This is a genomic window from Curtobacterium sp. MWU13-2055, from assembly GCF_023242305.1.
In the GTDB taxonomy this organism is placed as follows: Bacteria; Actinomycetota; Actinomycetes; order Actinomycetales; family Microbacteriaceae; genus Curtobacterium.
Genome location: NZ_JALLIO010000005.1, coordinates 237,244 through 249,699, shown reverse-complemented (window position 1 = coordinate 249,699; position 12,456 = coordinate 237,244). Strand labels below are relative to the sequence as shown.

Genomic DNA, 12,456 nt, shown 5'->3' with positions numbered 1-12,456 from the left:
GCAGGGTGGAGAACCAGCAATGTGCGGCTGGTGAGCGCTCCGGGTGGTTCCCGGTCTGTGCAAGCTATTCGGCGCCCTCCGACGAGGAGATTGGAACCCCGTACCCCGTTACCGCATCGTAATATTTGTTGTGGGAAATGTAACCTGTTCGAGGGTCGTGTATTTTGACGGAGCCCGTCTCGATTGAGGATGGCTCAGTGATCACGAAGCACCTGCGACGGGAAGGTCCGGAGTCCTCAGACCACGAGAACTCGAGGCGGCTGACTCGGGCTCTACCGGGCGCGACCCCAGTCGACTTCAGTCGAGCCGGATGCGGACGACCCAGCCGACGATCGTCCCATCGTGCGGGATTCGCGGGGTCAACGTTCGCGCCGCGTGCTGCATCGCAGAGCCTGGGATTGGTTCCTGCCCCGAGCCGTTCGCGGACGGCCCGTACCGGACCGACACCTGGTCGATTCGAGTGACGATGCCGGCGATTGGGCGCTCTGGCCCGGCACCAAGCTGCTCAGCATCGGTGTTGCGTTCCTCGGTCACCGTGCGTCGGCCTCCGAAGTGGCCGAGACGAATCGGGTCCGCGTCGACGACGTCCCACCTAACTTGCTCGCCGACGGCGACGTCGAAAGCGTCCTCCGCGACCTGCCATTCGATGAGCCAGACGTCGCGCTCCCCGTCTCCCAGAGGCGGCACGATGCTCTCCGACGGGACGACGCAGGGTTGTCGCCGTTCAGCTGCCGGGTCAACGAAGCTAGGGGCACCGGCGAACAAAGCGTGCGCTGTCGCGGGGAAAACTACGTGTTTTGACGGACGTTGTTCGGGCGGCATGTCCCGAAGGCTATCCGCCTAGAGAGGGCGCCAGCCCTCGACATCTCGGCGGAAGTGACCGCTAACCGATCGGCTAACCGACATTGGCCACGTCAGATGACGACGAGGTTGAACCATTAGGCGGGGCGGGTATCGGCCGTGATTGCACGTGCGCTCCTTTGCGGCCTTGATCGGTGATGTCGGTGTGGACCGCTACGGTAGGCACCGCTTGAGGAGGTCCAAGATGCCCGCACTGATGCCGCCCGTAACGATCCTGGATGCGCTGGATAACGCCGTGGGCCAGCGGGTTCGGGACGGAGCCCTGCACCGGCTGAGTACGAGCGAGCTGGACGAAATTCGCGATACATTGACCGAGTTTTGGAACGCGCAACCGGATCTCGACGGCACACCCAGCGACGATCAGCCGCGCGCCTCGTTCCTCGGCGGGTTCCTCGGTTCATTCTGGAGTGAGCAACTGCTGCGGCAGGAACTCAGCGACGCGTTGCTTTACTACCCGAGACTGCTGGTACTTGATCCGCTCGCGGACTTCTTCTCGGACGGCCGTGGGCTTCCTCCGCTGTGGGCAACGCGGTACCGACGACCAGACGGGCAGGCAGACACAGTCGCTACTGGTCCCGAGATGTGGCTCGACCCGTTCCGCTACGACCGAATACGCGCCGACGCTGCCGCGGCCGCAAAGCGCTTCGCCGCGATCGTGAACAACCTCTACGTGCTCGACAAGCCAATCCGTGCTGGGATCATCGTTCTCAGGAGTCAGTGGCCGACGATCCGGGCAACGACGCAGCAACTCGCAACGGCGGTCCGGATCGACAGTCGAAACGAGACTCTGCAGCGGTTCCTCGACAGCGCCGACGACAGCGAGTTGCACACATGGGACAGCATCCGTGGCATGAAGCTTGAGATGAACCTCCCAGTGGTACGGGCGGACCGGCCAACGCAGTTCGCACCCCCGTTGTATTACCTGGCGAAGACCATCGCGGTCGCTCACGCCGGTGCCGCTCAATACGTTCCCGCGAACGGAGCCTCGTTGGGGCTGCTGCGGGCGAGGTACAACGACTCAGTGAAGGCATTTCCGGCTTCGATGCTTCGAGAAGTCAGCCGTGTCGCGGTTCCAACCGCTGATACTCCGCTCACCGAAGCGGTGGCGATACGAGCGTCATCAGACGACTTTGAAGCGTGGCGACTGAAGCTGCAGGAGCTGCATCGCGCGTCCGAGAACGACGATCTGGACACGCTGCAAGATCGGGTGAGGGAGACGCTCGTCCCTGCCATCCAGGACGTGAAACGCTCGCTTAGTCAGTCACGCTTCGGCGCGTCGTTCCGTAATGCCGGAAGCGACTTCATCGTGGATGGTGCGGTGGGCGTCGGAACCGCAGCTGCCGTGTCAGCACAAGCTGAACTCGCCACAGCCGTAGCGGTAGGTGCCGCAGGTGCCGCCGGCGGTGCGATGTTGCGGTGGCTGCTTCGGCAGTATGGCCCCGCGCGTCCCACAGGCGCGAATGCCGTCCTCGCGACACTGATACGTGCCCCGCGCTGATCCAGGCCGTTCGATCAAGCTCGGCAATGGTGGACCGATAGCGGGTCGACTACCGCGACTTCGTGCGCAGCGGTCCAGCTCCCCCCTCGAGCCCCGTGCTTCCTGATGGGGGCGTTCTCGGATAGGTGGTCCGAAACGATTCCGAATGACGGGACGTCAAACGAGGCGTTCCACCGACGCCCACCACGTGCGGAGGAATCAGCGCCGCCGCACCCCGAGCCCCACCACCGCCACGAGGTTGACAGCACTCCCCACCAAGAACCCCGTCGTCCCACCCGCGACGCCGGCCACCGGCCCGAGCACCGCCATGAGCCCAGCACCGACGACGAACCCGGCGACCGAGGCCAACGCCACCTGCCGTGACCGCCCCGATGCGAGCAACAGCGCCGCCGGCACGAGCCCGACGGTGAACACCCACACCCCGACCATCAAGTAGCGCAGGTCAGCCACGGCAGCAGCCCCCTCGGCGGGGTAGACGATCGGCAGGAACCACCCGGCGAGCAGCGCCACCAGACCGAACACGACGGCAGAAGCAGCGGCGAACCCGACGACGAGCATCAGCGCTCCGCGAGACCGCAAGGACCCACCATCCGTCCGGTGCGCAAACGCCGGTACGAGCACCTGCCCCAACGCCTGCCCGAGCATCGACGCCGGCGTCGCCAGGGTGAACGCCGCCGCGTAGACCCCGGCCTCGTGCGCCGACGAGGTCACCTGCGCCGAGATCATCGTCAACTGCAGCAACCCGTTCGAGGTCACCACCGCCAGCACGTTCCACGCCGCGAACCCGAGCGCCCCGGCAGCGGGTTCACGAGCCGCAGGGCCGAAGTCGTTCCCCCGAGGCCAGCACGCGATCGCGAACACCGTGTACCCGATGGCCAGCGGCAGCAGCACGAAGGGCTCGAGCCGAGCGACGCACGCCACCACGAGCATCCCGAGCGCGAGCACGCTCGTCACCGAGTCCCAGAGCGCGACCCGCGGTGCCCGGCCGTAGCCGAGCTGCGCTCCGCGGGCGTAGCAGTACAGGCCGTAGCCGACGACGACCCCGACACCACCGAGCACCATGCCGGGGCCGTTGCCCCAGGCGACCGCGATCGGCACGGTGACCGCGGCGAGCACCACGGTCGACACCAGCATCGACAGCCCGAGCACCCTGTTCACCGCGGCGTCCGACCGCCGACCCCGCAACGCGATCGCCAGGTACCGAGAGGCGGTGTTGCCCGCGGCGTTCGGCCAGAGCAGCGCGACGAACACCGACAGGGACAACAGCGCCGTGGTCTGCCCGAGGGTCTCGGTGCCGAACACCCGCCCGACGACGACGGTCACGAGCAGCTTCGCGACGCCCTGCACCCCGATCCCGACCGTGGCGAGCACGGCCGACGACGCCACAGAAGACGACGGAGCCACAGGCACAGAAGCCCCGCTGGAAGAACCAGACTCGCTCACCGCGCCAACGCCTGTTCCACCCATCCACGCCGATGCGCGCGCACCCCGAGCGTCACCGCCCGGACCCCGATGTACCCGAGGGCGAACGCCGCCCACAACCCGGCGAGCGTCCCGCCGGCCCACCACAGCAGCGGCAGGTACACGACCAGGTTCACGCCTCCCGCGATCGCCAGGTACCGCGCATCCCCGGCCCCGATCAGCACCCCGTCGAGCACGAAGACGTACCCGGCCACGGGCATCCCGACGGCGATGAGCACCAGCACGAGCGGCAGCGCGTCCCGCACGGCGGACGAGTCGGAGAACACCGGACCGAGCACACCACTGACAGCCAGGGTCACCGCCCCGAGCAGCGCCCCACCGACGATCCCGAGCAGCACGAGCCGTCGCGTCACCAGCCGTACCCGCTCAGGATCCCCCGCCCCGAGCCCGTGCCCGACGAGCGCCTGCCCGGCGATGGCCAGGGCGTCGAGCGCGAACGCCAGGGTCGAGAACACCGTCAGCCCGACCTGCGTGGTCGCGAGTCCCGCGGTCCCGAGCCCGGCAGCGGCCCCGACCGTCGCGAGCATCGCGATCCGCAACGACGCGGTCCGCAGGAACAGCCAGGCCCCGGACCGCAGCGCCCGGACGACGCCCGAGGCGCCGGGCCGCAGCGGCGCTCCCGACGATCGCGCGGCGCGCACCGCGATCCGGACGTAGACGATCGCCATCGCCCACTGCACGATGACGGTGCCGGCGGCGGACCCCTCGACGCCCCACCCCGCCCCGTAGATCAGGACGGCGTTCAACAGCCCGTTCGCGACGAACCCGATGGTCGCGACGACGAGCGGGGTCTTCGTGTCCTGCAGCCCGCGCAGCAGCCCGGTCGAGGCGGTGACGACCAGGATCCCGGGCAGCCCGATGAGCGACACCGTCAGGTACGCGGTCGCCGCCGCCGAGACGTCGGGCGACGCACCGAACAGGTCGACGAGCGGCCCGGCGAGCGGCCACCCGACGAGCGCGAGGACCACTCCCAGCACGAGCGCGAGCCACATCCCGTCGATGCCGGCGTGGACTGCGCCGCGACGGTCACCACCGCCGAGCGCGCGCGCCACGGCCGGAGTCGTCGAGTACGCCAGGAACACCAGCAGCCCGGTCACCGTCGACAGCACGGCACTCGCGAGTCCGACGGCCGCCAGGGGTGTCGCACCGAGGTGGCCGACGAGTGCGGTGTCGGTGAGCAGGAAGAGCGGCTCGACCACGAGCGCGCCGAGCGCGGGTACCGCCAGCCGCACGATGTCGCGATCGACCGCACGCCGTTCGCTGGTCAATGCGGGTCGCGTCGGTCGGGGCACCGGCCCATTCTGGCGGCGATGCGGACCCGTCGTGTCGGCAAGCGAGGTGAGTGTGGCCGCAGGGCGGGCAGGGGGCCTACCGTCGCGAGGAGTCCTGGTGTCGGACGCTGTTCGCGAATAGAATAAAATAAATACGATTCGGAGGCCCCGATGGTCGAGACAGCACCGTCCCCGTTCACACCGGGCTACGGCAGGAAGCCTGTCATCTTCGGCGGGCACAGGGAAGAGCTCACGGATCTCCGTGCCGTGTTCGACACGCTCGACTTCGGCGAGAACCACTCCGTCCTCGTCTCTGGACTGCGTGGTGCTGGCAAGACCTCGTTCATGACGACCCTCGAAGATCATGCCCGTGACGCTGGTTGGCTGGTCATCAGCGATGACGCCAGTGCGGGGCTCATGGGACGGGTGATGGACTCAACCATCCCTACCCTCATCAACGACATGACCCCGGCGAGTCGAGCGCGACTGACCTCGTTCGGGGTATGGGAGTTCAGCGCGGACATCGAGTACGTGAATCGGCACCGCAGTGTGAAGCCGCAGCTGCGCTCCGACCTCACCGCCCTTTCTTCTGCGCTCGGAACGAGCGGGGGCATCCTCATCACCATCGACGAGGTGTCCTCCGGCAAGGTCCGTCTCCGTGAACTGAGCCGTTTCGCTCTGCAGATCTCGCACGCACTCCGTGACGGTGCGCAGATCATGGTCGTGTTCGCCGGGGTGAAGGTGAGCCTCGACGCACTTCTCGCAGAAGAGCACACCACCTTCCTGCGACGCTCACGCGAGGTGGAGTTCGAGCGCCTGACCGCACCGGAGACGCGGCGGGTGTTCGCCGAGACAGCGCGCGTCGGTGGTCGGCGCGTAGAAGATGAAGCGCTCACCAAGCTCGTCTCCCTCTCCCAGGGCTACCCCTACCTTGTGCAGCTCGCTGGCGACTACGCGTGGCGGAACAACTCCACAGCACCCACCATCACCCTCGCCGACGCCAGCGTCGCCCACGACAAAGCCATCAGGGCGGTCGAGAGTCGAGTCATCAGCCGTGTCTACGGCGACCTCTCCGATGTCGATCAGAAATTCCTTGACGCAATGGCCCAGGACGACGACCGCACGAAAGTCGCCGACATCGTCAAGCGCATGGGCGTGTCCGATGCGTACGTGCAGGTCTACAAGAAGCGCCTCATCGACAGTGGGTACGTCCACGCAGCCGGACACGGGTACGTGCAGTTCTCTCTGCCTTACCTCGGCGCCTACATCCGCCGCCAGCTTGCTGCCGAAGCACGCGACGGCGGTGGCAGCGGCGGGTGGGACGCCTATCCGGCGCCTGACTTGCCCTCGTGAGCAGACAGGGCAGGGCCAGCGGCGTCGGTCCGTTCCGCGCGTGACGCGGGATCTCCGACCCGCGCCGTGACGGACGGGAGGCCCGTGGCGGCGTTGCCACGGGCCTCCCGTCCGGTGGTCCCACGTCGTCAGGCCGGACGCGCGTTCCGGCCGACCACTCGCGTCAGTCGGCGCGTGGTTCGGCGGGGACACCGCCGGTGGCGGCGTGCGCGTCTTCGGATGCGACGGGCGTCGCCTCGTCGGTGCCGCGCGCCCGCCCGATCAGGTCCATCAGGTGGTAGACGACGATCGCGGCGATGGTGCCGAGGATGATGCCGCCGAAGCTCGCCTGGCCGAACGCGAACGTGAAGTCCGCGATGCCGATGATGAGCGCGATGCCAGCGGTCAGCTGGTTCTTCGGCTTCGAGAAGTCGACCCGGTTCTCGACCCAGATCCGGATGCCGATGACACCGATCAGCCCGTACAGGGCGGTGGTCGCGCCGCCGAGCACGCCGGCGGGGACGGAGGAGATGACCGCACCGATCTTCGGGGAGAGGCCGAGCAGGACGGCGGCGATCGCGGCGACCCAGTACGCGGCGGTGGAGAAGACGCGGGTGGCGGCCATGACGCCGATGTTCTCGCCGTAGGTGGTGGTGGCGGAGCCGCCGCCGGCACCGGCGAGCACGGTGGAGATGCCGTCGGCGAAGAGCGCCCGGCCGGTGAGGGGCGTGAGGTCGCGGCCGGTGAGCTGTCCGACACCCTTCACGTGGCCGACGTTCTCGGCGACGAGCGCCAGCACGACCGGCACGAACGCCAGGTAGATCGCGAGCTGCGATGGGTCGAACGCGGGAGCGGTGAACGTCGGCGGGCCGATCCAGGCGGCATCGCCGACCTTCGAGTAGTCGACCTGGCCGCCGATCAGAGCCGCCACGTAGCCGACGAGCACGCCGATGACGATGGACAGGCGACCGATCAGCCCCTTGAACAGGACGGTGACCAGGATGATCGCGGCGAGGGTGATGACCGCGACGACCGGGGCCGCGGTGAAGTTGTTCTTCGCCGCAGGTGCCAGGTTGAACCCGATCAGGGCGACGATCGCGCCGGACACCACCGGCGGCATCAGGCGGTCGATCCACCCGGCGCCGGCCAGGTGCACGACGAGCCCGACGATCGCGAGCAGGGCGCCGACGACGATGATGCCCGACAGGGCGAGGGGGATGCCGCCGATCTTGGTGGCAGCACCGATCGGTGCGATGAAGGCGAACGACGACCCGAGGTAGCTCGGCAGCCGGTTGCCGGTGATGAGCAGGAACAGGATCGTGCCGATGCCGCTGAACAGCAGGGTCGTCGACGGCGGGAAGCCCGTCAGCAGCGGCACCAGGAAGGTGGCGCCGAACATCGCGACGACGTGCTGCACGCCGAGACCGATCGTCCGGCCCCAGGTCAGTCGCTCGTCCGGTGCCACGATCGTCGTCGCGGAGACGGTCTTGCCGTCGCCGTGCAGCTTCCACGGAAGTCCCATGCGATGACCGTACCGGCAGCCGTGGGCCCGTGACGTCCCGCGGTTCCCACCTGTGGACAACTTGTATATGGTGTGTGGAGTACCACCGGAGGAGCACCATGCCGCAGTCGTCCCCGTCCATCTCCCCAGCACGTCGCGCCCTGGCGACCGTCGCCGTCGCAGCGGTCGCGCTGTCGCCCGTCCTGGCGGCCACCTCGGCCAGCGCCGCGAACGGGTCCAGTGCCGCCGCGACGCGGCAGACACCGCGGGCCGACTTCACCGCCGGCGTGCGGTCGATCGACCACGGACTGGGTGTCGTCACACTCGTCGGGACCGGGCCGGCCGGGGGCAGCGTGGGCATCACGGGCGACGGCGTCGAGACCACGTGGACCGAGGCCGGCCCTGACGGGGCCTGGAACACCCCGGTCCGGGTGCGATCGGGCGCACGCGTGCTGCACGTCACCTCGCAGGTGACCGGACGACAGGTCGACGTCCCGGTGGACGTCCTCGTGCTCACCCCGCCGGAGATGCTCGCCACCGTCGACGGCCTCGCCCGCACGATCACCCTCGACGGCTCCGGGCACCCCAGGGCGCACATCGTGATCAAGGACGACGGGGAGACCGTCGGTGAGACCGATGCGGATGCGGACGGTGCCTGGTCCTCCACCCTGCGGGACCTGGCCTTCGGCGACCACCACATCGAAGCGTGGCAGTACTTCGACGGCACGCACAACGGCGGTGTCGACGACGTGTACACGGTCTCGGGTGCGGCGATCGTGTCCACCGCGACCGCTTCGCGTGAGACGGAACGGGTGTCGATCGCCGGACGGGCACCGGTCGGGACGACGCTGCGGTTCGCGGACGCCGACGGGCCGGTCCTCGACCCCGACGGCCGCCCGGTGACGGCGACGACCGCGGCGGACACCTCGTGGTCCGTCGAGCTGCCCATCCCGGCCACGGCCCGCTTCTACTCCGTCACCGTGACGACCTTCGACGGCGCGACCGAGCTCGGCGCGACCGAAGCACGGGTCACGATCCCCCTCGCACTCACCGGCACGGTCGACGTCCTCGCCGACGGGTCCGTCCGGCTCGCGGGCACCGGCGAGATCGGTGGGGTCGTCGCGCTCGAGGCCGAGGACGGCACCGCGATCGAGAGCGCCGACGGACACCCGATCGCGACGTCGATCGGACGCGGCTGGGAACTCACGGTCCCGCGCACGCTGCTGCCGGGCGACGTGGTCATCGCGCGACAGCGGGTGGACGGCGTCGAACAAGGCGCGCTCCGCCTGGTGCTGCCGAAGCTCCCGGTCCACCCGACGCCGCGGCCGGAGCCCGGCCAGGGCCCCGGTCACGGCACGGGCTCCAGGCCCGAGGTGTCCACCGGTACCCACCCGACGGCGCAGCACGCGGCAGCGGGCCGGATCACCGTCGTCTCGGCGAAGCAACTGGCGTACACGGGAACCGACCCCAGCGTGCCCGTACGGATCGCCGCTGCACTCCTGGCGTCCGGCCTCGGGGGGCTCGTCGTGGCCCGCCGGTTGCGTGGTCGCGCAGCCCACCGCGACTGACTCCGCTCGAACATGGCGTCGGTGGCTATCGTGGACGGCATGACCGACGTCGCACGTGCCTCCGGCATCCACACTGACGAACTCGACCCCGCGGTGCGCCCCCAGGACGACCTGTACCGCCACGTGAACGGCACCTGGATCGCCGAGACGCCGATCCCCGACGACAAGGCCCGCTACGGCTCGTTCACGGTGCTGGCCGAGGCCGCCGAACTCGCCGTCCGCGCGATCATCGAGCGCTCGCAGCAGGCCGCCCCCGGCACCGAGGAGCGCAAGGTCGGTGACCTCTTCTCGTCCTTCACCGACGAAGCACGGCTCGAAGAGCTCGCCACCGCGCCGATCGAGCCGCTGCTCGCCGAGATCACGGCCATCGAGTCCGTGCCCGAGCTCATCGCCACCGTCGGACGCTTCGAGCGCCTGGGGCTGCCGAGCTTCCTGCAGCTCTTCGTCGACAACGACCCGGGCGACCCCGAGTCCTACGTCGTGTTCCTCGAGCAGTCCGGTCTCGGCCTGCCCGACGAGTCCTACTACCGTGAAGAGCGCTTCGCCGACATCCGGACGAAGTACCGCGAGTTCGTCGCGGCGATGTTCCCGCTCGCCGGGTTCGAGGACGGCGGCGACCGCACCGAGCACGTCATCGCGCTCGAGACGGCCCTGGCGTCGAAGCACTGGGACAACGTCACCACCCGCGACAGCCAGAAGACCTACAACAAGCTGCCCTGGGCCGAGGTCGCGGCGCTCGCCGAGGGCATCGACCTGCAGACGTGGTGGCAGGCCATCGACGCACCGGCCGGCGCGTTCGAGACGGTCGTGGTCCGCGAGCCGTCGTTCATCACGGGCCTTGCCGAGCTCCTGCGCGACCAGCCGCTCGAGGTCTGGAAGGACTGGCTGCGCTGGCAGGTCATCCGTGGCTCGGCCGCGTACCTGACGAGCGCGTTCTCGGCCACGAACTTCTCGTTCTACGGCACCGCCCTCACCGGGGCGCCGAAGCAGCGCGAGCGCTGGAAGCGCGGCGTCTCCCTGGTCGAGGGCGCGATGGGCGAGGCCGTCGGCCGGATCTACGTTCAGGAGCACTTCGACGAGACCTCGAAGGCCACGATGGACGACCTCGTCGCCAACCTGGTCGAGGCGTACCGGCAGAGCATCACGGCGCTCGACTGGATGACCGACGAGACCCGTGCGCGTGCCCTCGACAAGCTCGACAAGTTCACGCCGAAGATCGGGTACCCGGTCAAGTGGCGCGACTACTCGGCGCTGCCGGTCGTGCCCGACGACCTCGTCGCGAACGTCCGCGCCGTCGCGTCGTTCCAGGTCGACCGCGAGCTCGGCAAGATCGGCAAGCCGATCGACCGCGACGAGTGGTTCATGACCCCGCAGACGATCAACGCGTACTACAACCCCGGTTTCAACGAGATCGTGTTCCCCGCGGCGATCCTGCAGTTCCCGTTCTTCGACGCCGACCGCGACGCCGCCGCCAACTACGGTGCGATCGGTGCCGTCATCGGCCACGAGATCGGGCACGGCTTCGACGACCAGGGCTCGCAGTACGACGGCGACGGCAAGCTCGAGAACTGGTGGACCGAGGCCGACCGCACGGCGTTCGAGGAGCGCACGAAGGCCCTCATCGCCCAGTACGACGCGCTCGTCCCGACCGAGGTGCCGGACGGCCACGTCAACGGTGCCCTGACGATCGGCGAGAACATCGGCGACCTCGGTGGCCTGTCGATCGCGTGGAAGGCGTACCTGCTGTCGCTCGACGGTCAGGAGCCCCCGGTCGTCGACGGCCTGACCGGTGCCGAGCGGTTCTTCCTGAGCTGGGCGCAGGCGTGGCAGATGGCGATCCGTCCGGAGGAAGCCGCGCGCCTGCTGTCGATCGACCCGCACTCGCCGAACGAGTTCCGGTGCAACCAGGTCGTCCGCAACATCGACGGCTACTACGACACGTTCGGCGTGACCGAGAAGGACGCGATGTACCTCGACCCCGCCGAGCGCGTCGCGATCTGGTGATGGTGGAGCCGGACGCGGCTCGGTCGTCTCGCCGTCGGCGGCCGGAGGACCGCTCGGATGGTGGCGGTCGGGCCCGCGGTCGGCACAGCGGTCGGCCGGACGACCGCTTCGGCGCCACGACCGAGGCCCTCGGTGCCCTCGCCCTCGACGGCGCCGGCGTCAGCGCCTCGGTGATCGACACCTCGACCGGCAAGGCCCTGCTCGCGATCGACGACACCGTCGTGCAGCCCGTCGCGAGCCTCGGCAGGGTGCTGCTGCTGATCGAGGTCGCGGCACAGCTCGAGGACGGACGCCTGCACGGCGACCGCCTCCAGCGCATGGCACGGGACACCGCGACCGGCGCCGGGCTGTGGCAGTTCCTGCAGGAACCGACGATGCAGGTGCCCGACCTGGCGACCCTGGTCGGCGCCACCGGTGACACCTGGGCGATGAACGCACTGCTGTCGACGGTCGGCATCGACGCCGTCCGCGAGCGTGCGGAGTCGCTCGGCATCGAGCGGACCGCGCTGATCGACCGGGTGCGCGACCGTCGTGGTCCGGACGACGCCCCGGATGCCTCGGTGGCCCCGACGGGTGAGCTCGCGTGGGTGATGCGCGGACTGGCGCTCGGCGAGGTCGTGGACGAAGCGGTCTCGAACCGGGTGCTCGGCTGGCTGTCGCTGGCGAGCGATCTGAACCTGGTCGCCGGCTCGTTCGGCCTCGACCCCCTGGCGCACCGTGCGCTCGACCACGGGCTGCAGGTCGTCGCGGTCACGGGTTCGAGCACGGGCGTCCGCGCCGAGGCCGGGATCCTCCGCGGCCCGGGGTCGTCGGTCAGCTACGCCGTGACGGTGACGTTCGACGACGCCACGTTGCAGCGGCGCCTCGCGGTCATCGAGGCACTGCGGACCATGGGCACCGAACTGCTCGAGGCAGTGCACGCCCCGGCGCGCCGCTGAC

At 69.2% G+C, this 12,456-nt stretch carries 9 protein-coding genes; 5 read left to right on the top strand and 4 right to left on the bottom strand.

What is annotated here, in order from left to right; translation table 11 throughout:
• Positions 1–297: 297 nt before the first annotated feature.
• Positions 298–822: a DUF6578 domain-containing protein gene (locus M4960_RS12890; RefSeq protein WP_131878667.1), complete on the bottom strand. Its 525-nt coding sequence runs from the start codon at positions 820–822 to the stop codon at positions 298–300.
• A gap of 223 nt (positions 823–1,045) precedes the next feature.
• Here M4960_RS12890 and M4960_RS12885 point away from each other — a divergent pair, with 223 nt between their 5' ends.
• Positions 1,046–2,359: a hypothetical protein gene (locus M4960_RS12885; protein ID WP_148058391.1), complete on the top strand. Its 1,314-nt coding sequence runs from the start codon at positions 1,046–1,048 to the stop codon at positions 2,357–2,359.
• A gap of 198 nt (positions 2,360–2,557) precedes the next feature.
• On the opposite strand, the gene M4960_RS12880 is transcribed toward M4960_RS12885, so the two are convergent.
• Positions 2,558–3,730: a lipopolysaccharide biosynthesis protein gene (locus tag M4960_RS12880; RefSeq protein ID WP_248704445.1), complete on the bottom strand. Its 1,173-nt coding sequence runs from the start codon at positions 3,728–3,730 to the stop codon at positions 2,558–2,560.
• A 68-nt stretch (positions 3,731–3,798) separates the two neighbouring features.
• Entirely contained in the window at positions 3,799–5,109 is a 1,311-nt protein-coding gene (locus M4960_RS12875; RefSeq protein ID WP_248704444.1) for an MATE family efflux transporter, read from the bottom strand.
• A 174-nt stretch (positions 5,110–5,283) separates the two neighbouring features.
• On the opposite strand from M4960_RS12875, the gene M4960_RS12870 reads away from it, so the two are divergent.
• Positions 5,284–6,465 (top strand): ATP-binding protein, encoded by a 1,182-nt coding sequence (locus tag M4960_RS12870; protein WP_123294496.1) that lies wholly within the window; start codon positions 5,284–5,286, stop codon positions 6,463–6,465.
• 163 nt (positions 6,466–6,628) lie between these two features.
• On the opposite strand, the gene M4960_RS12865 is transcribed toward M4960_RS12870, so the two are convergent.
• The gene (locus tag M4960_RS12865) at positions 6,629–7,966 is read right to left on the bottom strand and encodes a uracil-xanthine permease family protein (protein ID WP_248704443.1); all 1,338 of its coding nucleotides are present in this window, start codon (positions 7,964–7,966) and stop codon (positions 6,629–6,631) included.
• A 98-nt stretch (positions 7,967–8,064) separates the two neighbouring features.
• Here M4960_RS12865 and M4960_RS12860 point away from each other — a divergent pair, with 98 nt between their 5' ends.
• The 3 genes from M4960_RS12860 to M4960_RS12850 are packed head-to-tail and all read left to right on the top strand — an operon-like array spanning position 8,065 to position 12,455.
• On the top strand, positions 8,065–9,513 hold the full coding sequence (locus M4960_RS12860; protein WP_248704442.1) for a hypothetical protein: 1,449 nt from the start codon (positions 8,065–8,067) through the stop codon (positions 9,511–9,513).
• Between the two features lie 39 nt (positions 9,514–9,552).
• Positions 9,553–11,517: a M13 family metallopeptidase gene (locus M4960_RS12855; RefSeq protein WP_131880858.1), complete on the top strand. Its 1,965-nt coding sequence runs from the start codon at positions 9,553–9,555 to the stop codon at positions 11,515–11,517.
• Positions 11,517–12,455 carry a serine hydrolase gene (locus M4960_RS12850; protein ID WP_123294500.1) on the top strand — a complete coding sequence of 313 codons (939 nt, stop codon included), beginning with the start codon at positions 11,517–11,519 and terminating at the stop codon, positions 12,453–12,455. The genes M4960_RS12855 and M4960_RS12850 overlap by 1 nt, the downstream gene beginning before the upstream one ends.
• Position 12,456 lies beyond the last annotated feature (1 nt).

Excerpts from the sequence above, each read along its gene's own strand:
- M4960_RS12850 (WP_123294500.1), top strand. The coding sequence starts at position 11,517 with ATGGTGGAGCCGGACGCGGCTCGGTCGTCTCGCCGTCGGCGGCCGGAG.
- M4960_RS12865 (WP_248704443.1), bottom strand. The coding sequence starts at position 7,966 with ATGGGACTTCCGTGGAAGCTGCACGGCGACGGCAAGACCGTCTCCGCG.
- M4960_RS12870 (WP_123294496.1), top strand. The coding sequence starts at position 5,284 with ATGGTCGAGACAGCACCGTCCCCGTTCACACCGGGCTACGGCAGGAAG.
- M4960_RS12855 (WP_131880858.1), top strand. The coding sequence starts at position 9,553 with ATGACCGACGTCGCACGTGCCTCCGGCATCCACACTGACGAACTCGAC.
- M4960_RS12885 (WP_148058391.1), top strand. The coding sequence starts at position 1,046 with ATGCCCGCACTGATGCCGCCCGTAACGATCCTGGATGCGCTGGATAAC.
- M4960_RS12890 (WP_131878667.1), bottom strand. The coding sequence starts at position 822 with ATGCCGCCCGAACAACGTCCGTCAAAACACGTAGTTTTCCCCGCGACA.
- M4960_RS12860 (WP_248704442.1), top strand. The coding sequence starts at position 8,065 with ATGCCGCAGTCGTCCCCGTCCATCTCCCCAGCACGTCGCGCCCTGGCG.